26 protein-coding genes are annotated in these 26,317 nt (G+C 42.7%); 17 read left to right on the top strand and 9 right to left on the bottom strand.

Going from position 1 to position 26,317, the window contains the following annotated elements:
• Positions 1-34: 34 nt before the first annotated feature.
• The 3 genes from AC1DQW_RS20740 to AC1DQW_RS20730 all read left to right on the top strand — a co-directional run bounded on the left by AC1DQW_RS20740 (position 35) and on the right by AC1DQW_RS20730 (position 2,973).
• Complete coding sequence (locus tag AC1DQW_RS20740; RefSeq protein ID WP_477455810.1) at positions 35-1,459, top strand: glycogen synthase; 1,425 nt, start codon at positions 35-37, stop codon at positions 1,457-1,459.
• On the top strand, positions 1,456-2,718 hold the full coding sequence (locus AC1DQW_RS20735; RefSeq protein WP_477455809.1) for a glucose-1-phosphate adenylyltransferase: 1,263 nt from the start codon (positions 1,456-1,458) through the stop codon (positions 2,716-2,718). Before AC1DQW_RS20740 ends, AC1DQW_RS20735 begins: the two co-directional genes overlap by 4 nt.
• Positions 2,719-2,790: 72 nt before the next feature.
• Entirely contained in the window at positions 2,791-2,973 is a 183-nt protein-coding gene (locus AC1DQW_RS20730; protein ID WP_477403041.1) for a hypothetical protein, read from the top strand.
• Positions 2,974-3,069: 96 nt separating this feature from the next.
• Here the strand turns inward: AC1DQW_RS20730 and AC1DQW_RS20725 are convergent, their stop codons facing one another.
• The 3 genes from AC1DQW_RS20725 to AC1DQW_RS20715 all read right to left on the bottom strand — a co-directional run bounded on the left by AC1DQW_RS20725 (position 3,070) and on the right by AC1DQW_RS20715 (position 5,577).
• Positions 3,070-3,750 (bottom strand): metal-dependent hydrolase, encoded by a 681-nt coding sequence (locus AC1DQW_RS20725; protein ID WP_477455808.1) that lies wholly within the window; start codon positions 3,748-3,750, stop codon positions 3,070-3,072.
• A 31-nt stretch (positions 3,751-3,781) separates the two neighbouring features.
• Entirely contained in the window at positions 3,782-4,096 is a 315-nt protein-coding gene (locus AC1DQW_RS20720; protein ID WP_477455807.1) for a YbaB/EbfC family nucleoid-associated protein, read from the bottom strand.
• A gap of 266 nt (positions 4,097-4,362) precedes the next feature.
• Complete coding sequence (locus AC1DQW_RS20715) at positions 4,363-5,577, bottom strand: serine hydrolase domain-containing protein (RefSeq protein WP_477455806.1); 1,215 nt, start codon at positions 5,575-5,577, stop codon at positions 4,363-4,365.
• A gap of 109 nt (positions 5,578-5,686) precedes the next feature.
• Between AC1DQW_RS20715 and AC1DQW_RS20710 the strand changes: the two genes are divergently transcribed.
• Positions 5,687-6,688, top strand: a complete 1,002-nt coding sequence (locus AC1DQW_RS20710) for a tetratricopeptide repeat protein (RefSeq protein WP_477455805.1) — start codon at positions 5,687-5,689, stop codon at positions 6,686-6,688.
• Positions 6,689-6,732: 44 nt separating this feature from the next.
• Here AC1DQW_RS20710 and AC1DQW_RS20705 read toward each other — a convergent pair whose 3' ends face one another.
• The 3 genes from AC1DQW_RS20705 to AC1DQW_RS20695 form a co-directional block, all read right to left on the bottom strand.
• Complete coding sequence (locus AC1DQW_RS20705; protein WP_477455804.1) at positions 6,733-7,104, bottom strand: PIN domain-containing protein; 372 nt, start codon at positions 7,102-7,104, stop codon at positions 6,733-6,735.
• A 7-nt stretch (positions 7,105-7,111) separates the two neighbouring features.
• Positions 7,112-7,342 carry a hypothetical protein gene (locus AC1DQW_RS20700; protein ID WP_477413581.1) on the bottom strand — a complete coding sequence of 77 codons (231 nt, stop codon included), beginning with the start codon at positions 7,340-7,342 and terminating at the stop codon, positions 7,112-7,114.
• Between the two features lie 220 nt (positions 7,343-7,562).
• Positions 7,563-8,777 (bottom strand): CehA/McbA family metallohydrolase, encoded by a 1,215-nt coding sequence (locus AC1DQW_RS20695; RefSeq protein WP_477455803.1) that lies wholly within the window; start codon positions 8,775-8,777, stop codon positions 7,563-7,565.
• 289 nt (positions 8,778-9,066) lie between these two features.
• Here AC1DQW_RS20695 and AC1DQW_RS20690 point away from each other — a divergent pair, with 289 nt between their 5' ends.
• The 8 genes from AC1DQW_RS20690 (at position 9,067) to AC1DQW_RS20655 (ending at position 16,689) form a co-directional block, all read left to right on the top strand.
• Complete coding sequence (locus AC1DQW_RS20690; protein ID WP_477455802.1) at positions 9,067-10,011, top strand: helix-turn-helix domain-containing protein; 945 nt, start codon at positions 9,067-9,069, stop codon at positions 10,009-10,011.
• 110 nt (positions 10,012-10,121) lie between these two features.
• Positions 10,122-10,658, top strand: a complete 537-nt coding sequence (locus tag AC1DQW_RS20685) for a YbhB/YbcL family Raf kinase inhibitor-like protein (RefSeq protein ID WP_477455801.1) — start codon at positions 10,122-10,124, stop codon at positions 10,656-10,658.
• Positions 10,659-10,731: 73 nt separating this feature from the next.
• Positions 10,732-11,139: a DoxX family protein gene (locus AC1DQW_RS20680; RefSeq protein ID WP_477455800.1), complete on the top strand. Its 408-nt coding sequence runs from the start codon at positions 10,732-10,734 to the stop codon at positions 11,137-11,139.
• Positions 11,140-11,229: 90 nt separating this feature from the next.
• A complete protein-coding gene (locus AC1DQW_RS20675) occupies positions 11,230-12,831 on the top strand; it encodes a fumarylacetoacetate hydrolase family protein (RefSeq protein ID WP_477455799.1) in 1,602 nt (533 codons plus the stop codon).
• Positions 12,832-13,276: 445 nt separating this feature from the next.
• Entirely contained in the window at positions 13,277-14,671 is a 1,395-nt protein-coding gene (fumC, locus tag AC1DQW_RS20670) for a class II fumarate hydratase (protein ID WP_477455798.1), read from the top strand.
• Positions 14,672-14,740: 69 nt separating this feature from the next.
• Entirely contained in the window at positions 14,741-15,349 is a 609-nt protein-coding gene (locus AC1DQW_RS20665) for a fumarate hydratase (RefSeq protein ID WP_477455797.1), read from the top strand.
• Positions 15,350-15,351: 2 nt separating this feature from the next.
• Positions 15,352-16,146: a S1/P1 nuclease gene (locus tag AC1DQW_RS20660; RefSeq protein ID WP_477455796.1), complete on the top strand. Its 795-nt coding sequence runs from the start codon at positions 15,352-15,354 to the stop codon at positions 16,144-16,146.
• Positions 16,147-16,245: 99 nt separating this feature from the next.
• Positions 16,246-16,689, top strand: a complete 444-nt coding sequence (locus tag AC1DQW_RS20655) for a low molecular weight protein-tyrosine-phosphatase (protein WP_477455795.1) — start codon at positions 16,246-16,248, stop codon at positions 16,687-16,689.
• A gap of 83 nt (positions 16,690-16,772) precedes the next feature.
• On the opposite strand, the gene AC1DQW_RS20650 is transcribed toward AC1DQW_RS20655, so the two are convergent.
• Positions 16,773-17,309 (bottom strand): GNAT family N-acetyltransferase, encoded by a 537-nt coding sequence (locus tag AC1DQW_RS20650; RefSeq protein ID WP_477455794.1) that lies wholly within the window; start codon positions 17,307-17,309, stop codon positions 16,773-16,775.
• A gap of 308 nt (positions 17,310-17,617) precedes the next feature.
• Between AC1DQW_RS20650 and hisS the strand changes: the two genes are divergently transcribed.
• The 4 genes from hisS (at position 17,618) to AC1DQW_RS20630 (ending at position 22,894) form a co-directional block, all read left to right on the top strand.
• Entirely contained in the window at positions 17,618-18,991 is a 1,374-nt protein-coding gene (hisS, locus tag AC1DQW_RS20645; RefSeq protein ID WP_477455793.1) for a histidine--tRNA ligase, read from the top strand.
• A 149-nt stretch (positions 18,992-19,140) separates the two neighbouring features.
• Positions 19,141-19,746: a DUF4142 domain-containing protein gene (locus tag AC1DQW_RS20640; RefSeq protein ID WP_477455792.1), complete on the top strand. Its 606-nt coding sequence runs from the start codon at positions 19,141-19,143 to the stop codon at positions 19,744-19,746.
• Positions 19,747-19,841: 95 nt separating this feature from the next.
• Positions 19,842-22,265, top strand: coding sequence for a zinc-dependent metalloprotease (locus AC1DQW_RS20635; RefSeq protein ID WP_477455791.1), 2,424 nt, complete (start codon positions 19,842-19,844; stop codon positions 22,263-22,265).
• Positions 22,266-22,510: 245 nt separating this feature from the next.
• On the top strand, positions 22,511-22,894 hold the full coding sequence (locus AC1DQW_RS20630; protein ID WP_477455790.1) for a hypothetical protein: 384 nt from the start codon (positions 22,511-22,513) through the stop codon (positions 22,892-22,894).
• A gap of 73 nt (positions 22,895-22,967) precedes the next feature.
• Here the strand turns inward: AC1DQW_RS20630 and AC1DQW_RS20625 are convergent, their stop codons facing one another.
• Together AC1DQW_RS20625 and AC1DQW_RS20620 are read right to left on the bottom strand one after the other, a co-directional pair.
• Complete coding sequence (locus AC1DQW_RS20625; RefSeq protein WP_477413546.1) at positions 22,968-23,870, bottom strand: nucleotidyltransferase family protein; 903 nt, start codon at positions 23,868-23,870, stop codon at positions 22,968-22,970.
• An 89-nt stretch (positions 23,871-23,959) separates the two neighbouring features.
• Positions 23,960-25,075: a M42 family metallopeptidase gene (locus AC1DQW_RS20620; RefSeq protein WP_477455789.1), complete on the bottom strand. Its 1,116-nt coding sequence runs from the start codon at positions 25,073-25,075 to the stop codon at positions 23,960-23,962.
• 265 nt (positions 25,076-25,340) lie between these two features.
• Between AC1DQW_RS20620 and AC1DQW_RS20615 the strand changes: the two genes are divergently transcribed.
• The gene (locus tag AC1DQW_RS20615) at positions 25,341-26,258 is read left to right on the top strand and encodes a DUF6340 family protein (RefSeq protein ID WP_477455788.1); all 918 of its coding nucleotides are present in this window, start codon (positions 25,341-25,343) and stop codon (positions 26,256-26,258) included.
• Positions 26,259-26,317: the final 59 nt, after the last annotated feature.

Below are 26,317 nucleotides of genomic sequence, written 5' to 3'. Positions count from 1 at the left end.
TAATCTTTCCTTAAATTGAGCCAATAAAACCTAAATGAAAATATTCCACCTGAGTGCCGAATGTTACCCTGTTGCCAAAGTTGGCGGCCTTGCAGATGTTGTTGGCGCACTGCCTAAATATCAAAACCTGGCGGGTTTGCAGGCAGCTGTTGTGATGCCTTATTATGACCGTAAATTTACCCGTGAAAACGAGTTTGATGTTGTATTTAGTGCCGTTACTTTATTAAATACGCGCCGTCTTTATTTCGAAATTTTAAAGGAGAAGACCGATAAACTCGGCTTCGAGCTTTTTTTGGTGAGGATACCGGGCTTGCTTGACCGGGAGGATGTATATAGTTATCCCGACGAAAGGGAGCAGTTCATCGCTTTCCAACTGGCTTTTTTAGATTGGATCAGCTACTCGCAGCAAACCCCGGATATTATCCATTGCCATGATCATCATTCGGGCCTGGTGCCGTTCCTGCTTTATCATTCCAAATTATATAAGCGACTGGCAAATGTGCCAACCGTATTTACTATACACAATGGTCAGTACCACGGCGCTTTTGGCTGGGAACAGCTGCCTTATTTGCCCGAGATTGATATGTCGGCAATTGGCTTGCTTGATTGGGCCGCGGGTATAAATCCGTTAGCTGCTGCCGTAAAATGCAGCTGGTTGTATACTACGGTTTCGCCAACTTATTTGCGCGAACTTACCATCAATTCAAACGGACTGGAGTACCTTTTCTATGTTGAAAGAGCTAAAGGGTACGGTATCATCAACGGTATTGATACCGAAGTTTGGAATCCCCAAACCGATCCTATGGTGCCCAATCATTTTAATATAAAAACACTGGCTAAAGGCAAGCAGGCCAACAAAGAAGCCCTTTGCACCCGCTTTGGTTTAAACCCCGAAAAACCATTGTTTGTGTTTATCGGCAGGTTGGTTATCGAAAAAGGCGCCGATCTGCTACCCGATGCCATTGACCGTACACTGGCCGAATATGGAGACGATGTTAACTTCTTTATATTAGGCTCGGGTGATACGGATATGGAAATGGACCTGCTGGATCTTAGAGATAAGTATCCCGGCCGTTGCAATGTTTTTATTGGCTATGATGAATCATTGGCCCATGTAGTGTACGCCGGTGCCGATTTCCTGCTAATGCCATCGCGTGTTGAACCATGCGGGCTTAACCAATTGTACTCTTTACGTTACGGCACCATGCCAATTGTACGCAGTACCGGCGGACTAATAGATTCGGTAATTGATTTTGGCGATGAGGGGGGCTACGGTATCCGCTTTAGCCAGATTTCTGTTGATGATATTTGCCATTCTATTACCCGCGCTAAAATACTTTACCAAAACCCCGCCCAACTACAAATACTCCGCAAGCGTATGATGGCCCTCGATTTTTCGTGGGACCGTTCGGCCAAAGAATATATAAACCTTTATGAAAGTTTAAAACCTCAACTATGACATCTAAAGTAATCTCAATTGTGCTTGGCGGTGGCCAGGGCAGTCGTTTATCGCCACTTACTGCAACACGTTCAAAACCGGCTGTGCCAATTGCCGGTAAGTATCGCCTGGTTGATATTCCAATTTCGAATTGCCTGCACTCGGGTATTACGCGCATTTATGTGTTAACACAGTTTAACTCCGCATCGTTAAACAAGCACATCAAAAACACCTATCACTTCAGCAGCTTTAGCGATGCTTTTGTTGATATTTTGGCTGCTGAGCAAACGCCATCAAGCGTTGCCTGGTTCCAGGGAACTGCTGATGCAGTAAGGCAAAGCCTGCATCATTTGGCAGTACATGAATTTGAGTATGTACTGATCCTATCCGGCGACCAGTTGTACCAGATGGATTTTGAGGATATGATTGATAAACATATGGAAGCAGGTGCCGAAATTTCTATAGCAACAATTCCTGTTGATGCTGCAGATGTACCAGGTTTTGGTATTTTAAAAGCTGATGAGAACAGCATGGTAACGGCATTCATCGAAAAACCAAAATCAAACTTTGAAAGCTGGGCATCTGAGGTAAGCGATGAAATGCAGGCCGAGGGCAGGGTTTATCTGGCATCTATGGGGATTTACATTTTTAACCGTAAACTTTTATATGATTTATTGGAAGGCAATGACCGTACCGATTTTGGTAAAGAGATCATCCCGCAATCAATAGTTGAGCATAAAGTACTAAGCTATCAATACGAAGGTTACTGGACAGATATTGGTACCATCCCATCATTTTTTGACGCCAACCTGGGTTTAACAGACGAGATCCCTAAGTTTAACCTTTTTGGCGAAAATCATATTTATACCCGTGCGCGCATGCTGCCGCCATCAAAGGTATCAGGTACAACTTTAAATAAATCTATCATCGCCGATGGTTGTATCATCAGTGCAAAAACAATTACACGCTCCATAATCGGTATCCGTACCCGTATTGGGGTTGAAACAGAAATTGAGAACTGCTATGTAATGGGAAATGATACCTACCAAACGTTGGAGCAGATTGCAGAACTGAAGTTAAGCGCATCGCCGTTAATGGGTATAGGCGACAGGTGCAGGATTAAAAATGCCATTATTGATAAAAATACTTACATCGGCGACGACGTTGTTATCAACTGTGGTGAAAAACTGGAAGACGGCGATTATGGCACCCATACTGTACAGGATGGCATTGTAGTTGTTAAAAAACGTGCTATTATTCCTAACGGGACGATTATTTAATTTGGCAGAAAATAAAACAATCTGTAGTTAATTCGTTATATATAGTATAAAAACTATAAAACATAAGAAGCTATGAAAAAGGTACTTTGTATGATTGCTTTAGCAGCGATCTCTTTTGGAAGCGTTTTTGCACACGGGGCCCCGGTAAAATCTTCAAATGGTGTTATGCAAACTGATACCACCAAGAAAAAAATGAAAAAGAAGATGAAGAAGGATACAACAATGAAAAAAGACACTATGAAAATGAAGAAGTAACCTTCAGTAACAAAAAAGCCTCCTGATTATGTCGGGAGGCTTTTTTATTTGTGTCCGGGGTCATCCTGAAACAAGTTCGGTATGACCATTAAAAAGCTACAGATCCATTGTTTCACCAATAGCAGGCAGCTTTAAATTCAATCCTGCTTTAATGAATTTTTCCCTTACATCGTCTTTATCAATTTTTATAACCGGGAAAGAATCGTAATGGATCCCGATGATGTTTTTACAATTGATGAAAGCGCTGGCTTTAATGGCATCATCAGCACCCATGGTATAATTATCGCCGATAGGTAAATAAGCCCAGTCGAGGTTTTCATCTGCCAGCAGTTTCATATCATAAGTAAGCGCGGTATCACCGGCGAAGTAGATTTTTTTACTTTCAACAGATAGCATGAAACCGGCAGGGTTACCACCTGGTGAGCCATCGGGCAGGGTACTGGAGTGCACCGCGTTCACCATTTTAACCCGGCCAAAATCGAAATTAAAACCACCGCCAATATTCATTCCGTGTACATTATCAACACCTTTGCTGTTAAGCCAGTTGGCAATTTCGGCAATACAGATAACTTTGGCGCCGCTATTTTTTTGTACTTCTAATAAATCGGCAACATGATCGCCATGGCCATGTGATACCAGGATATAATCTGGCTTTATGCTTTTGAGGTCAATATTTTTCGCCAGCGAATTGTGTGATATAAAGGGATCAAACAATAGTTTTTTACCACTGCTTAATTCTATTTCAATGGTTGATTGACCGTAATAAGTAGTTTTCATAGTAAATAGTATTTGTATATTTTTAGGGGGCTTACTTGCCAAATAAGCTGCCTAAGCCGCCCATACCGCCAAGCATTTCCTTGGTCATGGCTGCCATTTCGGCCTGGCTTATATTATCTGCTTGTTCCATGGCTTTGTTAAAGGCCACAACCAGTAATTCTTCCAGTTCTTCTTTATCAGCATCAGCCAAAAAAGCACTATCGATATGCACCGATTGTACCACTTTATTAGCATTGGCAGTAACCGTAATTTTACCACCTTCGGCAGTGCCTGATACAGTGATGGCATCCAGGCGTTTTTTTGATTCGCCAGCCTTTTGCTGGGCTTCCATTAATTTATCAAACATAATATTTTACTAAATGTGCAGATGTGCAAATTACAGATGTGCAAATATGCAGATGTGCAATTGTTTAAATGAATTGATACTTAAATTTTACAATTGTAAAACCAAATAGTTTTAAGGCAATTCTCACTACTCACTACTCACTACTCACTACTCACTACTCACTACTCACTACTCACTACTCACTACTCACTACTCACTACTCACTACTCACTACTCACTACTCACTACTCACTACTCACTACTCACTACTCACTACTCACTACTCACTAATCATCACTTGTATCGCCATTACCGTTGTAGGCGCTTTTACGCACAACAGGCATACCGGCGGCTTTAAAAAGGTCGTCGAGTTTTAGCAGGCTGCCATTGGCTAAGTTTGATAACAGTACAACCGTGATATCGTTTTTCATATCGCGCAGGTAAATGTGCCTGAAACCATGCCACCAGCCGGTATGGTAAATAACCTCCTGGCCTGGTGCGGTAAATGTACGCCAGCCGTAGCCATAGCTAAAGTGGCCATGCAGCATAGGGTTGCGGGGTACATATGCCGAATCGAGGGTAGCCTGTTTTAATAACAGGCCAGCGCGCAAAGCTCGGTCAAATAAAAACAGGTCGCCAACGGTGCTGTAAATTCCTTTATCGCCCACCGGGCCATCCAAAAAGTTTTGTGCAACAGAATATCTCCACTGACCACGATCATGGCCTATAACATGCACCGGGATTTTGTCATACACCGCTTTGGAATAAACATTGGTATGCGCCATACTTGCAGGCTTAAATACATTATCTTTCATGAACTGCGTGTACGATAGGCCGCTCACTTTTTCGATAATAGAACCCAATACCATAAAGTTGGAATTGTTGTAAAGGAATCTTTTGTTGGGCACATTAAATGGTCGTGGTTTATAGTCGGCAATCATTTTCATGGCATCGGCATTGGAGAGTCCTTTCCTTTGGTTAAGATGCTGACTGCGGTATATATCGTCAACAAAATATACGTAATTCATCATACCCGAGCGGTGCGTAAGCAGCAGGCGGATGGTAACCCCATCATAAGGGAAATCAGGAAAAAATTTCTTCACATTATCATCAAGGCTAAGCTTGCCGCGCTCCATCAGCATCAATATGCCGGTAGATGTCATGGTTTTTGTTACCGAGGCCAGCTCAAACTGGTAGCTTAGCTTAAGGCTGTCGCGGTGCAGGTAATCGGCCCAACCAATGGCCTTCTCATAAACTATTTTGCCTTTTTTGGCTACAAGTACATTGCCGTTAAAGCCACGGGTGCGGTGCAGCTCCTGCATTACCGCATCTATCTTTTTATCAGCTTGTTTTGGGTTGTAGGCAAGTAGGGCAGTAGTATCTAAAGGTTTGCCGGTAACGTGGTTAGCGTCCTGGTTTTTGTTTTTATTTTTTGATGAACAGGCTGTTAAAATCAGCAGGGAGGTAGTAAACGAAAGGACGCTTTTATACAGTAACTTCATAAGTAAATTTCTCACTCTTAAACGAAAGCGAAAATTAGAAATTATACATCAGGTATCTATTAAAGTTTTTATTTTTTTCTTTTAGTTAAATCTCTTTGTATGTTTAAGTATGAATTTCATTAAAACCATCCGCCTCATTATACCCGTTTTACTGTTTTCTGCAGCTGCTTACGCGCAGGAGACTGATGTTGCTACCCTTATAAAGCAAGGAATTCAACTAAACAACGAGCATAATTACTCGGGGGCGATTGAAAAATATAGGCTGGCTTTAGCAACCGAGCCCGAAAACGCACAGGCAAATTACCAGCTGGCTTTTAGTTTAAATGCATTGGGTAAGGGAACAGAAGGTATCCCTTATTTAAACAAGGTAATAAAGGCGAATAGTAACTTCACCGGACCGGCCTACGAACTTTTAGGCGGAATTTATGATAGTAGCCATCAACCACAGCAAGCCATTGATGCATATAAGGAGGGACTTAAAATTAAACCCGACTACCAGCCACTGTATTTTAACCTTGGGATAGCCTATTTCCGCGTCAAACAGTATGCCGAAGCAGAACAGGCAGCAATTGAAGCTATCAGGCTCGATCCTAAACATGCCAATAGCCAGCGACTTTATGGCCTGGTTACTTTTCATCAAAATAAACGGGCGGCGGCCTTAATGGGGCTTTGTAGTTTTTTACTGCTTGAACCCGATGGCCCGCGAAGCGACGAAGCCTATACCAATATGCAAAGTATTTTAAAAGGCGGAACGCTTAAAACAGAAGATGCCAAAGCCGAACCTTCCACCGTTGCCCTGAACAGAACTTTGAACGCAGCTATAGCCAGGGCAAAACCCGGCTCAACCGCTGTTGAATTATTGGAGAACCAATTACAGGCTGTATTTGAAGCCATTGGCCAGTTAGCAGAGAAGCAAAAGGGGAACGATTTTTTCAGGCATTATTATGCCGGATTTTTTTACCAGTTGAGTAAAACTGATAATATGTCCGCCTTTGCCAGGCTGATGGGTTTAAGCGGCAATAAGGAAGTCAATAATCAATGGCTGCAGCAAAATGAGGATAAGCGCAAAGCGCTGGATGCCTGGGTAATAGGAGCAGAAAGAAAATTTTAAAATAGCCTCTTTTATCGAACCTTATGATTAAACTTCAGTGCTCATCACCATTTTTCAATAAGAATATCTTCAATCTCATGAAAATGTTTATCACGTGTAATCAGGATTAAATTATGCTGTTTTGCAGTTGCAGCAATCCATATATCGTTTGAAGGTATGGGTTTACCTTTTTTGAAAAGTGCAGCAGTAATTTCTCCGTAATGCTGTGAAGTATTAGCGTCTATGTCGATTACTGTACATAAACTAAGGAAGGCTTCGAGTTTCTTTAAATGTTTTGGTTTATTTGAAACTCTATTTATACCTATGTATAATTCTCCTAAAACAATTGATGAGATGTAAAAGACGCCAATTTCATTTATCTTATCAGCGATAGCTTTATTACCTGAAAAAACTTCAATGACAATATTTGTATCCAAAAAACAACTATTTCCAGTCATTCTCATCTATTGTTTCACAGGCTTCCGCAATAGCATTTTTCATGGCTTCAGCTTCCTTGTCCGAAAGAATACCTACAAAATCATAAATGTTAGTTTTTTCAGTATCGGTTTTCAGTGCATTTTTTTTTAATACATTCTCCAATGCAATCCAAATTGATTCACTTTTTACTTTGAGTATCTCCTCAATTAAATGTAATTTTTTTGCTTCCGAATACATAGCTTAAATGCGCTGTTAGTATTACAAAATTAACAAAAAAAATCTGGCAATAAGAAACACGCAGGGTAATTTGATAAAACACGTAGCTTTAGAAGCCCTGGCAGAAGCAGAAAGAAAGTTTTAAATTGCTTTTTTTATTTTCAAAATCTTGTCCCCCGGAGCCCTATTATGAAGTGACCCCGAGGGATGAAAGAATTATTTATCAGCTAACGTGTTTCGATCAAAAATTCGGATCAAAATTAAAGAAGATCGGGTTCGATAGTCCAACCATGTTGCCGCTCAGCGCCATTGATCCGGGAACCTGTGGGTAGGGTGTAGACGTCCCCTGAACTTCTACACGATAATAGCTCCGTTCAAGTATAGCCGGGGTATCGGTAAACTCAATCACAGGCGTTTTGCCGGTGGTTTTGAAAGTGCCAAACGGGCTGCCATTTTTCACCACGTTAATGGTATACTCGCCATCGGCGGGGATATTTCCGGTGAGCTGAACACGGAATTTTACAGGCTTGCCTGTGGCTTTGGTATTATCGCCCATCATCATATCTATTTTACCATCCTGGTTTACGTCTGCATAAAATTCAATACGTGGTGCGTATGGGTTTGAGCTAATGGATACCCGTCCATTTGTGAGCGCGTCTATTACAGCCTGCGAGCTGCGCGACGTGGCAAATACCCAGGTTGTTGGGGTGCCAACATAGTTTGCCTTGGCCTGGTAGCTGTTCTTGGTTTCCTTATCGGGCGAATCCGGAACGCCATGGTGCGCGTCGCTTCCGCCTCTGCCTGTCAGCTTGCGACCGGATGACAGCATATCGTCCCAGATCATGATGGCATTGGCATTTTTCGACCAGATTGCCGAGTTCCATACCTCGATAGAATTAACCATATCGTACGAATATCCGAAATGATCTTTCCCGCTTGGGTGGTTGGCCGAAAGGTGGATGCCGAGCTGCTTTTTCACCGCTCCTACCACCACATCGCGCTGATCGCGAACGTCATATAACCGCTGGTGATCATAAGGTACGGCCGAGAAGGCATTGCCATGACCGCGGGTTGTGGTCCATTCGGCGCTATACAGCAGCAGTACCGAGTCTGATTTAAATTCCGGGTCGGCCCAGGTATGGTTGGCTACGTCGCCATTCACATGGTTATCGTGGTCGGTAATGGCTACAAAATCGATGCCTGCCGATTTAGAAAAGGCGATGATCTTGCTGATTGGGTTGTTGGACGATTCGGTACTGTGGCGGGAATGTACATGCAGTTCGCCCTTTAACCAAACACCTTTGGTAAGGCTGGCTATTGGCGGCAGTGCACCAACTTCGGTAGCAGCCCATGGATTAGTGTGGGGTGCCTGGGCTAATGCTATATTCGCTGTCAACGCCGCAATGATAACCAGTAACGCTGTACGGATTGTTTTTTTGTAATTGTAAAAAGTCATATCAAATTAATTAACGGGTAGTATGTTTGGCACGCAACATACCCCATTCATATTAATTGAATGTTAGGGTAGGCAAAATGAATAAGATTGTGACAATGCTATTTGTTTAGGCGTCTACCTCGCAGGGAGATCGGGGCTATGAAGTTAACGAATTGACAGGCTGCCCCATCGGAGCAAAACATTTGTAGCACTTGTAATTTGGGGCTCCAAAGCGCATGGGACAGCTTGGTCAAGCCACAAGGAATATTCATGTAAATCGGAATTGATAACAAAATAATACATTTGTTATATGTACCAGAAAACAACACATATTCCATTTATAGAAACCATTTCAGATTTCTTTAAATTTTATGGTATGGGTGCTCCACTTCACCCGGAAATAATGTGTATGAAACTGGAGGATCAACCAGACGAGAGGTTATTAGATATGCCTTTGTGCAGGTCGAATTTTTTCAGGGTTATTCACTTTACCAATACAAATCTAAGCTTTACAGGAGGCGAAAAAATTTATACAATTTCGGATAACTGTATGTGTTTTACTTATCCCGGGAAACTGGAATCCTGGACGAGAAAGGGGCCGCTTACGGGCTATGTTACCTATTTTACTCCTGCATTTTTAGGGTTGGACATGATGGGTAAGCATTTTGATTCTGACTACCCATTTTTCAACTTTAACTCGGAACCTGTTTTATATTTATCCTCAGAAGACACGTCTGGCATAATAAAGTGTGCCGAAGAAATGATCAAAGAAATGTATTCAACGGCACCCGATAAATTAGAAATGTTGAAGAAGATATTGCAGGTGTATCTGCATCATGTCAAACGTATATACAATAACCACGTTAAGGCCTTTACGGAGGAAACAAGGATCCATAAATCGCTATTTAATAGATTCCGGCTAATCCTGGATGAAACGGTTCATCAGCTGCCTTTGCAAACTAAAGTAAGCCCTGTTAGCGTATCGCTCATCGCCAAACAATTAACGGTTAATCCTAATTATCTCAACTCATTAATCAAAGTACTCTCGGGCAAAACCGCATCAACTCATATTCAGGAAAAATTAATACTGGAAGCTAAATCATTTTTGCTGCATACCGAAATACAGGTGGCCGGGATTTCATATAGGCTTGGCTTTGAAAATCCTTCTTACTTCAGTCGCTTTTTTAAAAAGAATACGGGTTTGTCGCCATCTGATTTTCGTGAAAAATTCACTCCAGGTAAGGCCCATCTGTAAATTGTATCCACTTTACTATAAATTGTACTAACGGGAAGTATATAGGCATTTTAGCTTTGGTGATAGATTATTAATCATTTTTACCGGTTATTAAAAAACACCAAAGTAACATGAAACGATCCCTTCTTATTTTATTGGCAATTGGATTTACGGCAATTGCGGATGCCCAAACGTTCACTTTAAAAAGTAATGACATTGGAGGTCAGGCTACCCAAAAACAGTTTCTGAATGGTTTCGGTTGTACCGGTGAAAATATTTCCCCGGAGTTGCATTGGGAGAATGCCCCCGCTGGTACGCAAAGTTTCGCGGTAACTATGTATGATAAAGATGCGGCAACAGGAAGCGGCTTTTGGCATTGGGTTGTATACAACATTCCGGCTGCCACTACCGGGCTTGCTTCCGGTGCGGGGGATATCTCAAAAGGCCTGATGCCTAAAGAAGCAATGCCCGGCATTAATGATGCAGGTATGCCGGGGTACGGTGGCCCTTGCCCTCCTCCAGGTCCTCCGCATATGTACATTATAACGGTATATGCATTAAAGTCAAAGTTATCACTAAGCAAAAATGCCACCCCTGCCATAGTGGGGATGACTATAAATAATAACCTCATTGTCAAAGCATCACTTGTGATGTATGGACAGCAGTAGACACTATCTGGGGTAGTGATAGAGACACACAACTCTACTAAATAATTTTATTCAACCATTAATTTAATAAAACATGAAAAAGATCTTGAATCTCAGTTTTATTCCGGCTAATGTTGACCTGGCATTGCTAACATTGCGATTATGGGCTGGAATAAGCCTTTTTGGCAAACACGGCATTGAGAAGTTTACAAACTTCTCTCAAATGCAGCAGCATTTCCCCGATCCATTGCATGTAGGTGTAACTGTAAGTTTAATTTTTGCATTAATATCTGATGGTATTTGCTCGCTGTTGGTTATGCTTGGAATCGCAACAAGACTTGCAGCACTTTTTATTGTGATTAATCTATTGGTTGTTTTTATCACGTTGCACCATTTTTCCTTCGGGCAGGACCATGCAGAACTTGTTTATGTTTACCTCGGCTGCTACCTCACTATTATGTTTGCAGGAGCCGGAAAATATAGTGTTGATAGTAGATTATAACATGTTTAAAATCACATGCTGACCAATATTCCGATATAAAAAACAGACGCAATAAACTCAATTGTACATCCACTATTAACTTAAAAAACCATGAGCTTAAAACGGTTACTGTTTACTGTCATTTGTTTATTGTTCGCTGTTATTTTGTGCCAGGCACAAAATAAAACCAGTATCAAGTTATTCCGGTTCGGAAATGAGGGCGACGAAAAACCTGGTGTGCTTACCGCAAATGGCAAAATGCTGGATGTATCCGCTTTCGGAGAAGACTACAATGAAAATTTTTTTGCGGGGAACGGGATCAAACGATTGGAAGAATGGGTAGTTAAAAATAGTTCCATTTGCCCGCAAGTTCCATCACAAACGCGAATGGCTTCCTGTGTGGCAAGACCATCAAAAATCGTAGCTATCGGGTTGAATTATGAAGAGCATATCAAAGAAGGCGGTGCACCAACTCCGACCGAACCCGTCATATTTCTAAAGGCTACCTCTGCACTTTGTGGCCCATACGACAATGCTATTATTCCCGCGGATGCCCTGAAAATGGATTATGAGGCAGAGCTGGCTATTGTAATAGGCAAAAAAACGAGCCATGTAGCGGAGGAAAATGCACTTGACTATGTAGCGGGCTATACAGTGATTAACGATTACAGTGAAAGAGCATGGCAGTTAGAAAGACCTGGAGGGCAATGGGATAAAGGGAAAAGTGCCGACCATTTTGCTCCCCTTGGACCTTACCTGGTAACCCCGGGAGATATCGGCGACCCTCAGCATGTAAGAATATGGTTGACCCTTAATGGAGACACCATGCAAAATGCTAATACCAGGAATATGATATTTAATATCAAAAGACTTATTAGTGAAGTAAGCAAATATATGACATTGCTGCCAGGAGACGTTATTGCTACCGGAACTCCATCCGGTGTAGGGCTTGGGCGCAAACCACCGGTATATCTTAAGCCAGGCGACGTGATCTCATTGGGAATAGAAAACATAGGAACACAAAAGCAAACTGTTGTAAGTGGCATGGAGCTTATATTGGGAAAAGAAGCCTACCAGGATTACCTGAGATGGGTGGCTTTGGGTATCGGCGGCCTTCCCCATACATTGGAGGGATATCGTACCGTTAAGAGAATAGGCCTGCAAATGAAGGATCCATTAGATATTCGCCGTGTTGCCGGAGAAATTGGCAAACCGGGCGATATAAAGACGCTTTTTAATTTACCCAAAAGAAATGGGGCCAAACCAACAATAGCACCATTTGCTGTGCCGCACCGGCAAATGGACCAACATAATGATACGCTGATAAGGAACGTGCAGAAAAAAATATTTGATGCGCAGGTGGCCGATAAAGCCTTTGACCTTGTCTATAAAACCAGCTATCTGGAAAGAAATAATGCAGGAATATTTCTGAGAGATAGTGCATCTGGCAATCCGACTGTAGTGCCTGTTTCGCACGCCGAGGTGGGGCATATTCATCCTTCTGACGGATCTATGCATATCATTCTTAGTCCGAGTGATACCAAAAAAGTAATTGAAAAAGGATGGGGTGAACTGCATGGGCTTGCTGGGGAGGGACGCGCCGCAAAAACCTACATGATGATATATGCTCCAAGAAATGAAATGGAACTTGAAGTAACAAAAAAAATTCTGCTTGCCGGGGTTAAATACGCAACGCGTATACCCGGCAAATAGTTTATAATCTGATTTTACCTTTATGATTTAACTGCATATAGGCTATTGTTTTCAATTTTCTTCGGGAATTGTCAATTTCGCTGACAAATGAAGATGTAAAAAAAAAATAGATAGCAAGGTGAGGCAGCGGATAAAGCCAACCGTGATCACCACTAAGCCCCAGGCACAATCATAGCAGGTGGCCATTTGTAAATCGGGTGCTCATTCAACTTATCAAAAGTTGAGTAGTTTAAAGTACTACTCAACTTTTTTTGCGGGAAGGGCGGGATTTGAACACATCAGACATTTTACATAAACTTATCAAGTTAACTTTTCGATCCGCCCAAACCCGAGGTGAAGGAAAACAACGATTTAAAATCTTCCCCCTCCATCACAAAAAGATTACCATTTCCTCATCACCCGCATCATATAAAAGCATAACTTTGCCCCTGCAAAATTTAATGCTATGAGTTTCAGAACCGAACACGATACCATGGGCGAGGTACAGGTACCTGCCGATAAATACTGGGGAGCACAAACAGAACGTTCACGCAACAATTTTAAAATTGGTCCGGAGGCCTCAATGCCAAAAGAGATCATTGACGCGTTTGCCTACCTGAAAAAAGCTGCCGCTTATACCAATACCGATCTTGGCGTACTATCTGCCGAAAAACGTGACCTGATAGCACAGGTCTGTGATGAGATCCTGACAGGCTCGCTGGCATCAGAGTTTCCGCTGGTGATCTGGCAAACGGGTTCGGGCACGCAATCAAACATGAACGTGAACGAGGTGGTGGCCAACCGTGCGCACGTGTTACAGGGTAATAAACTGGGCGAAGGCAAAACCTTTATCCACCCCAATGATGATGTGAATAAATCGCAATCATCAAACGATACTTACCCAACGGCCATGCACATCGCTTCGTATAAGATCCTGATGGATGTAACCATCCCGGGAATTGAAAAATTGCGCGATACTTTGCAGGCAAAAGTTGAAGCCTTTAAATCGGTAGTGAAAATCGGTCGTACCCATTTAATGGATGCTACGCCGCTTACTTTAGGCCAGGAGTTTTCTGGCTATGTATCACAATTAAACCACGGTTTAAAAGCCCTGCGTAATACTTTAGATCACTTATCTGAGCTTGCCCTTGGCGGTACAGCCGTGGGTACCGGCATCAACACCCCAAAAGGCTATGATGTTAAGGTGGCCGAATACATTGCCCAGTTTACCGGCCTGCCATTCATTACTGCCGAAAATAAATTTGAAGCGCTGGCCGCTCATGACGCCATTGTAGAAAGTCATGGTGCTTTGAAACAAATAGCGGTATCATTAATGAAAATAGCTAACGATATCAGGATGCTGGCTTCTGGTCCGCGTTCGGGTATTGGCGAGATCCATATTCCCGATAACGAACCGGGTTCATCCATTATGCCGGGCAAAGTTAACCCAACCCAAAACGAAGCCGTTACCATGGTAGCTGCACAGGTGATGGGTAACGATGTAACCATCTCTATTGGCGGATCCAACGGTCATTATGAGCTTAACGTATTTAAACCGGTAATGGCTGCCAACTTCCTGCAATCGGCAAGGTTAATTGGTGATGCCTGCGTATCGTTCAATGATCATTGCGCGGTTGGTATCCAACCAAATTACGAAGGCATTAAAAAGCACCTCGAAAACTCGCTGATGCTGGTAACCGCGCTTAATCCGCATATAGGCTATGAAAACGCAGCCAAAATTGCTAAGACTGCTTTAAAAGAAAATAAATCGTTACGCGAAGCTGCCATTGGTTTAGGTTTGTTAACCAACGAACAGTTTGACCAATGGGTTAGGCCCGAAAATATGATAGGTAGTTTATAAGCCTCACCCCAAACCCCTCTCCTAAAGGAGAGGGGCTTTTTATTTACTGCTTTGAATCGCATTTTAAATATGCCAAAACCCTTTAGCTTTTACCTTTCAGCTTTCACCTCAAAAAAGGCTTTCAGCTTTCAGCCTTTGGCTTTCAGCAAAAAAAACTTTTACACTTCGCCTTTTACCTTTCGCTTTAAAAGAGCCTTTTACCTTTTACCTCTCGGCTTTTACCTCAACTCCTGCTCCATGAATCCCAACGTTCAAAAACCGGGTGTTAAATACTTGCAGGGCGAGTGGCGGCAGGATACTGTACCGGCGCAAAAAGGACTGGTTACTTATTCGCTGTACGATCTGAAATTCAGCTGCGATTCTTTTTTGATGAAGATAAGCACCGTAAGCAAAGTAAATTATGGGGCCGATACCTGTATGAACAGCGGCCATTGGACCGAGTACATCCGTGGTACCTATGTGCAAAAGCAGGATACGCTGCACCTTAAAGGCCAGTTTTGCAATGCTGATGGCAGTTATAAAGACGAGAAAAGCTGTTTCCGCTATGGTGATTACGAGGAGTTTTATAAGGTTAAGCAAAAGGCGGATTCTTTAATTGAATTTACAAGTACATCCAACGTAATACCCATTAACGCGCGTTTAATTAAAAGAACAAGTTGCATCCCAAAACCACTATGAAGATGAGCACTAACTTTTTCAAAAAGATCATCCTTTTTGTAGCTGTATGCTACATCCCATTGCAAGGCATGGCATGGGGAACCAATGGTCACCGTATTTGCGGGCAGATAGCAGATAGCTATTTAACCCCAAAAGCACGCAAGGCTATCCAGGCCATTTTAGGTAACGAATCAATCGCTATTACCAGCAACTGGGCCGATTTTATTAAGTCAGATCCGGCTTACGGCTACCTGTACAACTGGCATTTTATCGACATGGATAAGGCTTATACCTACCCCGAACTGCAAACCTATTTAAAAGCAGACACGGCTACAGACGCTTACACCAAAATGAATTTTTTGATTGCCGAACTGAAGAAAAAAACTACCACCAAAACCAACAAATTGCTTTACCTGCGCATGCTGATACATATTGTGGAGGATGTTCATCAGCCTTTTCATACCGGTCATACCAGCGATAAGGGCGGCAACGATTTTAAAGTACAGTGGTTTGGCAAGGATAGCAACCTGCATTCGGTTTGGGATAGCCAGCTGATAGATAATCAGCAATTAAGCTATACCGAATACGCTGCATGGATAAACCACACCACGGCTGCGCAACGTGCGGCCCTGCAAAAAGACCCGATCAGCAAATGGCTTTTTGAAAGCAACCAGCTGGCCGAAAAATTTTATGCCGACATTAAACCAGGCGATAACCTGAACTACAAATACAATTTTAGCCACATAGGCACCCTTAACCAGCAATTGCTTAAAGCAGGCGTACGTTTGGCAGGAGTGTTGAATCAGATATTTGGTTGAATTTTGGAGGCGAAAGGTAAAAGGTTAAAGGCAAAAGGTTAGGCAACCCTGATCAAAAAACCTTTCGCCTTTTACCTTTCACCCTTTACCTTAAAGAGAATGAAAATACTAATGGTTTGCCTCGGCAATATCTGCCGTTCGCCGCTGGCCGAGGGGATTATGCAGCACCTGAGCGAAGAACAGGGCCTTGGATGGAAAATTGATTCGGCAGGGACCGGTAACTGGCATGTAGGAGAGGGCCCCGACAGGCGGTCGACCCGCACTGCGCGTAATCATGGTATCGATATCAGCAACCAGGTTTGCAGATTATTCAGGCAAGGTGATTTTGAAGAGTTCGATCACATATTTGTGATGGATAAATACAACCTGGGCGACATCCTCGATATGGCTGGTAATGATGAACAGGCCCAAAAAGTAAAGCTGTTATTGGGCGATAAAATAGTACCCGATCCGTACCATGATGATACCCAGTTTGAGCCTGTTTTTACACTGATTGAAGGCGGCTGTAAGGATATTATCAGGGCGTTGACAAGCCCCCTCTAAATGGCGTAGCCATCATGAACACAATCTTCTTCAATTAAATTGTGAATAATCTCCCCCGGAAGGGGAGACTTCAAAATATGGCTCTAAAAGCCCTCCCTGCCGGGGAGGGTTGGGTGGGCCTGCTTACTCACCCTAAAAAACGGCAGATCCTCTCCATACCAAAAAGCTTCACCGCGGCGCTCAAACCCGGCTTTAGTTAAAACCTTTTGTGATGCAAGGTTATGCGGGTGCGTTACTGCGCAGATCTCTACCAGGCCAACTTTATTTAAACCATAATTAACCAAAGCTATAGTAAGTTCGGTGGCGATGCCCTGGCCCCAGTATTTGAGGTGCAACCGGTAACCCAATTCAATACTATTGCTGTCAGATTCGCTGGGTCTCAGCATGCATACACCTATGAAATCATCATCGGTCGCATTAAATATTCCCCAGCGACCCAGGCCCGTTTTGTTTTTATAATCCCTAAGCGTATCCTTAAAAACCTGCTTGCTTTCTGCCGGGGTACGCTTTTTTACATATTGGGTAAGGCGTTCATCCTCATCCATCAAAAGCGAAAGTTGTTCGTCGGCAGCAATAAATTCACGTATCAGCAGGCGGGGCGTTTGAGTGATAATATTCATGGTTTTCAAAAATATATTAATTGGAGGTTGGTAGGAACTGTATAAGGTAAAAAGAGTGTCATAATGAAGCATCTCTAAATTCCGTTTCTCATGTGAGAGTTTTTAAAACGTTTTTGAAGTCTTCTCCTCCGGGGAGGGTTCAAGGTTATTAAGTTAAAGAGGTTTTTCGCGCAAAGACCCAGAGGTGCAAAGTGACTTGCTTTTTTTTCTTTGCGTTTTTGCGCKAAATTAAAACTTTAATATTTCTCTCAACTTATGGCAGTGAGGGGAGGGTTGGGAGGGGCTAAGCTTTTTTGTACATTTGCCGCATGGCATCCATCAAACCATCCGTACCTAAAGGAACCCGCGATTTTTCACCTGTAGAAATGGTGAAACGTAACTATATTTTCGATACTATTAAAAGTGTTTTCCGTAAATACGGCTACCAGCAGATAGAAACTCCTACCATGGAAAACCTATCAACCCTGACTGGTAAATATGGTGATGAGGGGGATAAGCTGATATTTAAAGTGCTGAACAGTGGCGATTATTTGGCCAAGGCAAGCCCTGAAAAACTGGCTACACTTAACTCAAACGCCATAACTTCGGATATCTCCGAAAAAGCCCTGCGTTACGATCTTACTGTTCCTTTTGCCCGTTACGTTGTGATGCACCAGAACGAGATCACGTTCCCGTTCAAGCGTTTCCAGGTGCAACCGGTTTGGCGTGCCGACAGACCGCAGCGTGGCCGTTACAGGGAGTTTTACCAATGCGATGCCGATGTAGTTGGCTCCGACTCATTGCTGAACGAAGCCGAGTTTGCACTGATCTATGATGAGGCTTTGGGCAAATTGGGCCTGAAGGATTTTACCATCAAGATCAATAACCGCAAAATCCTGTCGGGCATAGCCCAGATCATTGATAAGGCCGATAACATTATTGATCTTACGGTTGCTATTGACAAGCTGGATAAGATCGGCCTGGATGGTGTTATAAAAGAACTATTAGAGCGTGGCTTTACTGAAGCCGACATAGAAAAAATAAAACCGGTTATTTTACTGGAGGGCTCCAACACCGAAAAGCTGCAAAGGCTGCGCGAAGCCCTGGCCTCATCAGAAACCGGCCTGAAAGGTTGCGAAGAGATAGAAACCGTTTTCAAATACATCGAAAGCTGCCCGCTGCAAACCGCAAAGCTCGAACTGGATATCACCCTTGCCCGCGGCTTAAACTATTACACAGGCGCCATTTTTGAGGTTAAAACCAACGAGGCAGCCATGGGCAGTATCGGCGGCGGCGGCCGTTATGATGATCTTACCGGTATGTTTGGTTTAAAAGGTCTTACAGGGGTAGGTATCTCCTTTGGTGCCGACAGGATATACGATGTGCTCGAAGAATTAAACCTTTTCCCAACCGCGGCAAACCAAAGCACCCAGGTACTCATCTGTAACTTCGATAAGGAAGGCGAAACTTATGCACTGCCTTTATTGCAACAGCTCCGCAGGCAAAACATTAACACGGAGCTTTATCCGGCAGGTGCCAAAATTAAAAAGCAACTGGATTATGCCAATAACAAAAACATCCCCTATACGGTAGTAATCGGGGGCGATGAAATGCAAAGCGGCCTGTTAACCTTTAAAGACATGGCCAGCGGTGTGCAGGAAAAATTAACAGCTGATGAGGTTGTGAAGAGGATGGTAGGGTAACGACGTGTTATCATAATGATGGGTTTCAAACCCATCGTTATGGGGAGGAACGAAATGTTCCAATACTAAATTAATATATTTTACAATTAAGAAAATAAAACTTATCTCAGTGAAAGTTGTTGCCTATAAAAACAATATAAATCACTACTATGAAAAAGTTAAGTTTAATAGCGATGTTGGCAATTGCCGCCATGTCGTTCCAATCATGCGGCGGTGCCAAAGACAGTAAAGATGCTGCCGACAGTACAAATGCAGTTAAAGATTCATCAACAATGGCAGCAACCGACACAGCAGGCATTACCGGTGCACATGGTATAGCCGTTGACGAAAAAGATGCAAAATTTGCTACAGATGCAGCAAACGGCGGCCTGGCCGAAGTGGCTTTGGGACAACTGGCCGGCGAAAAAGCTATGAATGCTAAGGTAAAGGCGTTTGGGGCCATGATGGTTACCGACCATACCAAAGCAAACGATGAGCTTATTGCTATTGCTAAGCAAAAAAACATTACTTTACCAACTGAACCTGATGCCGATCACCAAAAAAAGAAAGCGGATCTTGCTGCAAAGACAGGTGCCGACTTCGATAAAGCTTATGTAGATGCTATGGTAGATGGCCATAAAAAAGTAAAATCGATGTTTGAAGATGCCGCTAAAAATTGCAAAGATGCCGACCTTAAAGCATTTGCAGAAAAAACCTTACCTGTTATAAAAAGTCATTTAGCCGAAATTGAAGCCATCCAAAAAGGGATGAAATAATTAATGCTGATGTTATAAAATGACAGAGAGGGGGTAATTTTTACCTCCTTTCTGTTTTTATGCCTATTTTAGGGCTTAACAATAAGTTGGCACCTATGAAAAAAGTTTACTTCCTATTATTTCTCCTTTCTTTTTCCTTTTTTTATGTTAAAGCCCAAAAGGCAGACGAAATAGAAGCCAAAATTAAGGGCTTTACCAAATACACCGGGTACTTTAACTTTTATTGGGACGAAAAAACCGGGAAGATTTTTTTGGAGATAGATAAGTTAGACCAGGAATTTCTTTATGTAAACTCTTTACCTGCAGGCGTAGGTTCAAATGACCTGGGTTTGGATCGCGGCCAGATTGGTGATAGCCGGATTGTAAAATTTGTGAAAAGCGGTCCTAAGGTATTATTGATGCAACCCAATTACAGCTACCGCGCTATTAGTGATAATGCCGATGAACGTAAATCTGTTGCCGAAGCCTTCGCACAGTCAGCCATCTGGGGATTTACAGCTGTAGCACAGGACGGGAATAGGGTACTGATAGACTTTACTCCCTTTTTGCTGCGCGATAACCATAAAATTGCCGATAGGCTGAACGATAATAACCAGGGAAGCTTCGGCTTTGATGAAAGCCGCTCGGCAGTATACCTGCCCAATACCAAAAGCTTTCCCGATAATTCGGAGTTTGAGGCTACCATAACCCTTACCGGCAAGGCAAAGGGGACCGAGATAAGCTCTGTAACGCCCGACCCAAATTCGGTTACGGTGCGGATGCACCAGTCTTTAATAAAGCTGCCCGATGGCAACTATAAGCTGCGCAAATTCGATCCCCGCTCCGGGTACTATGACGTAGAGTACATGGATTACGCTACACCTATAGATCAGCCAATTATGAAAAGGCTATTAAGTCGTCACCGGCTCGTGAAAAAGGAACCTGCGGCTGCCATGAGCGAACCGGTGAAGCCTATTGTTTATTATGTTGACCGCGGCGCTCCCGAGCCTGTCCGTAGCGCCTTGATGGAAGGTGCCGGCTGGTGGAACCAGGCTTTTGAGGCAGCAGGCTATAAAAATGCTTTCCAGGTAAAGTTGTTGCCCGAAGATGCCGATCCGATGGATATCAGGTATAATATTATTCAGTGGATCCACCGCTCTACCCGGGGATGGTCATACGGCAGCGGAATTACTGACCCGCGTACCGGCGAGATCATTAAAGGCCAGGTTTCGCTCGGTTCGCTGCGCGATAGGCAGGATTTTTTAATTGCCGAGGGATTGGTACAGCCTTATGAGGACGGCAAACCGGTAAGTGACAAAATGTCGCAGCTTGCTCTCGCGCGTTTAAGGCAGCTTGCAGCACATGAAGTTGGGCATACATTAGGCTTGCAGCATAATTTTACAGCAAGTGTTAATGGCCGGGCATCTGTAATGGATTACCCGCCGCCGGTGGTTAGTTTAAATACCGATGGCACTATCGACCTGAGCAAGGCATACGGTAAAGAGATAGGCGAATACGACAAACGAGCCATCCTTTACGGCTACCAGGATTTTGCGGCCGGAACAAACGAGGACGAAGCCTTAAAAGGCATCATCACCGAAACCATTAAAAAAGGCTTTTTATTTATATCTGATGATGATGCCCGCCCCGCAGGCAGTGCACATCCGCAGGCACACTTATGGGATAGCGGTACCAATGCCGCTGATGAGTTGAATAGAATAATGGTGCTGCGTAAACACGTATTGGATAATTTTTCTGAAAAGGCAATTCGCCAGGATGCGCCTATGGCTACACTGGAAGAAGTATTGGTGCCAATGTATTTGATCCACCGTTTCCAGGCTGAGGCCGCTTCAAAAATGCTGGGCGGTTTGTATTATACCTTCGCTTTAAAGAAAGATGGACAGATCACTACTAAATTTGTGCCGCCATCAGAGCAATGGAAAGCTTTTGCCGCGCTGATGGGCACCATAAGTCCTGATGCCCTTGCCCTGCCCGAAAAGCTAATAGAAAAAATACCCCCACGGCCTATTGGTTATCCACGTACAAGGGAAACCTTTAAATCGCATACGGGCTTAACTTTTGATCCGATGGCGGCTGCAGAATCGGCAGCGGGCGCAACGCTATCGTTTATGCTGCAACCAGAGCGGGCGGCAAGGCTGATTGAATATCAATCGCGCGATAATACACAGCCGGGTTTGTTGTCTGTATTGAATAAACTGGTGGCCCAAACCTGGAAAGCCCCGCAGCCAACCGGTTATAAAGGCGAACTACAGCGATTGGTGAATAACTTAACGCTAAAACAGATCCTCACCCTGGCTGCTAATACCAAAGCATCAGAAAGTGTACGCAGTATTGCCCTGTTGCAGATTGATGAGTTAAAAAAATGGATGCAAACGAATTTGAATACAGCAAATGATAGTCGTAAAGCCAATTTATTGTTCGGTTTGTCGCAGATCAGCCAGTTCGAGCGAAATCCTGATAAGTTTCAGCCGGCGACAGTCTTGAATATGCCCGACGGATCGCCGATCGGGATGGATTAGGGGAGATCGTCATTTATTACCGACGAAAGTCAAAAACACGCCGATGAAAGCCGGATATTACGCTATGAAAGCGTAATTGGTTGATTATTAGTGTTTATATGCAGGTTTGCCGATTGAAATAAGTTCTTGGTCTATAATTATATAACCGCCGTCTATTGCATTTTTTTGATGCTGAAAGATGTTGTTGATTTGAATATTGAAACAGAAAACAAAATTCAAAAACAATATTTAAAATCGAAAAGATCATGAAAAATTCAATCAAATTATCAGCATTATTTTTGTTATTAAGCGCAGGCATTTTTGGTGCAACAACTGCAACAGCTAAAACACTTACCGAAGGATCAAAACCCGTTATAACATTATCCGTGATGAAGCAAGGCCGTGGTGTTGCAGTAAATGTGGTGAAGGCTGACGCCGGCAAATCAGTAGTAAAAGTGTACGATAATGACAGCCATCTATTAATAAAAGACTTTTTGCCAAATAAAGCTGTGGCTTCAAAAGGTTATGTTTTAACCGACCTTGAAAATGGCGATTACACCATTGAAGTAGCCTCAAACAATACTGTAGTTACAAAAAACATCCACATATATGATGAGGATCAAAAGAAAACCTTCTTTTTTGTTGACTAAGTTCAGCAATAGCTATAAAACCAAAAATCCCGCCATAATAAGCGGGATTTTTGGTTTTATACTTTTATCAATTTTAATCCCAAAGTTTTTCGGGATAGGTACCATTGGCTACCAGTTCTGATATACTCTTTTGCACAATCGGCTTATCTTCTTTATAAGTTACTCCAAACCATTTTGATCCGGTAGGGATAACTTTAAACGACGCCGTACCTGTTTTTATCAGTTCATCTGCAACTAAAGGAATAAAGAACTCCGATTTTGGATTTTCTTCATTCGCGGCAACAAATTCCCTGAACATTTCTTCGCTTTGACCAAAAACAGCAGGAGTAAAGCCCCAAAAGTTCATAGATACACGGGTATCATTGCTCAGTGCATGCTCGCCGGTGGCATCTTTATAGGCAACGCTGCCATCTTCTTTAAAGTAAACTTCGGTACGCTCGTTGATCTCGACCATGTTACCTTTATCATCAACTTTACAAACGCCGCGGGATACAGATCCATAGTCAGAAAGGGTCCTGTCTATCTGGTAACCTATCAGTGAGTAGGTATCATCAGCAACTTCAGTGGTTAAAAATTTGGCCATTTTTTCAAACGAATCGTAACCATAAAAATCATCGGCATTAATCACGCAAAAAGGTTCGCTTACCTGGTTGCGGGCAGCAAGTACCGCGTGGGCAGTGCCCCATGGTTTTGCACGTTCAATGATTTTATCGATCCCGAAAGGTTTCAGATCAAAACTTTGAAAAATGTAGTCTGTTTCAATACGGCCTTTCAGTTTGGGTTCAAATATCGCTTTAAAATTGTCCGCAAATTCCTCGCGGATGATAAAGCCAACTTTGCCAAAACCTGCCTTAATGGCGTCGTATATCGAATAATCGATAATTGTTTCTCCGTTGGGGCCAAAGCCGTCAACCTGTTTCATGCTGCCGTAGCGGCTGGCCATACCTGCGGCCAAAATAAGTAGTGTGGGTTTCATAGAGTGTGTATGTGGGGCATTTATTTACTAATATCTATTAATGGTGTATAAGGGAATGGCTTAGGGTTGAAATTGTTTTGATGGTTATGTTATTTGATGTATCTGAAATCCTGCCCCGCCTTAATATTTAACAAAACTTCGTATATCAAACGGATAACATTGTCAACATCTTCTTTATGGATCATCTCGACAGTAGTATGCATATAACGGAGTGGTAAGGATATTAACGCCGATGGTACACCATCATTTGAGTAGGCAAATGCATCGGTATCGGTACCTGTAGACCGTGATGAAGCCTGGCGCTGAAAAGGGACCCCCGCTTTTTGTGCTGTTTCGATAAGCAGCTTATTCAGGTTGTTTTGTACCGCCGGAGCGTATGATACTACCGGGCCACGACCGCAAGCCAGGTCGCCCTGGGTTATCTTATTGATCATTGGAGTTTGGGTATCATGCGTAACATCGGTTACGATGGCTACATTCGGTTTAATTTTGTGGGCTATCATTTCGGCGCCACGTAAGCCAATCTCTTCCTGTACAGCGTTTACGATATACAAGCCAAATGGTAATTTTATATTGTTCTCTTTAAGTAAACGGGCAACTTCGGCAATCATAAAGCCACCGGCACGGTTATCCAGTGCCCGGCCCACATAATAACGATCATTAAGGATCATGAATTCATCCTCATAGGTAATAACACATCCAACATGGATGCCTAATTTTTCCACCTCATCTTTAGAGGTACAACCGCAATCTAAAAAAATATTTTTCAGCGTTGGGGCTTCCTCTTTTTCGCCGCCCAAACGGGTGTGGATAGCAGGCCAGCCAAACACCGCTTTTACAATACCATTGTCAGTATGAATGTTTACCCTTTTTGACGGGGCTATCTGGTGGTCCGAACCGCCATTGCGAATCACGTAGATTAAACCATCGCTGGTAATGTAATTTACAAACCACGATATTTCATCGGCATGTGCCTCAATCACTACCTTGTAATCGGCTTTTGGGTTAATGATACCAACTGCAGTACCATAATTATCTACATAATGATCGTCGATATAGGGCTTTAAATATTCGAGCCATAATTCCTGGCCTTTCCATTCAAAGCCGGTAGGTGAGGGGTTGTTAATATATTTCTCGAAAAAAGACAGTGAAGTTTCGTTTACTATTGAAATATGTGGAGCGGAATCAGATTTTTTTTTAGCCATGTTTTTTTAGTAACCTTACATTGAGCAATAAGCAAATATAATAAAGTGGCTGATAATGCACAAAATAACTTGCCATAATGGAAATAAATACATGTTTTTATTATAAATTTAATACTTGAATGTCCTGAATTGATGTTTTTTTAATTATTTGGCGAATTAAACCATTTGATTAATTATTTGTCATTAACTGTAAGTTTTACAGTAATCTGCAAATCCGGGTTATTTACAATAATTTTGATCTTTATTACCTAATTCATACCATATCGTGAAACGATTTGCCCCATTTTTTATACTGATAAGTGTCCTTTTAGTATCATGCAGCGTGCCGCAGTATGTTACAGTGCCTGTTAATTATGGCCCTAAGCTGGGCTTTAGGCATGATACCACCACCATTGTAATAATTAATCGTTTTAAGCCCGATTCTATAAAGGTAAGGGACAATAGGAAAAAGGCGGCGTTTAAAGCGGGTGCCTATACGGCCATTGCTACCGCTGCAGATCAGCTGAAGTATTTAAAGGGGGTGAACACCATAAAGCTGGCTGATTCTTTAAATTTAATGGTAAGCACCGATTCGGTAAAAATGCTGGCCGCTAAATATAAAGCGCATTATGTTTTAACGCTGGATAATTTTAACACGGGTATTTATGTAGATAACTCGATATATGATGGTAACCAGGTTGTTTATTATACTACCAAGGTTAAAACCGGTTTTACATTGTATGAAAGTAATGGCTTATACTTTAAAAAACTGAGTGGTATGGCCGATGTTCCGCAAAACAATGAAGGTTATCCCGGTGGGTTTGCCTCGCTGTTTTTTCACCCTACTATACATGGTAGTATCCCGGCTATAAATGCGGCTGCACGGGAAGCTACTTTGGATGCCCTTAAAGATTATCTCCCTTTTTCAATATCAAATGACAGACCGCTTTATGCCGATAGCGGTCCGCTTGAATCAAGTGTGGCGCAGATAAAAGCCGGAAAGTTTGATTTGGCTTTTAAGATCCTTAACCCTTTGATTGATGGCGTTGATGTAAAGCTGGCCAGTAAAGCGGCTTATAACCTGGCGGTTGTTTACGAAGCGCAGGGCGATATTGACGAAGCGCTTAAAACCGCCAAACTATCGAACGAGAAAAATCAGAATGAATACGCAAAGGCGCTTATTGTTGATTTAATGAAAGAGTAATTTTGATGTGCAGATGTGCAAATTTCAGATCTGCAGATGACGTCTGAATTTACCGAATT

Source organism: Mucilaginibacter sp. P5_A4 (assembly GCF_056400605.1).
The sequence above is the reverse complement of the archived record's forward strand: the minus strand, read 5'-3'. Positions and strand labels throughout refer to the sequence as shown.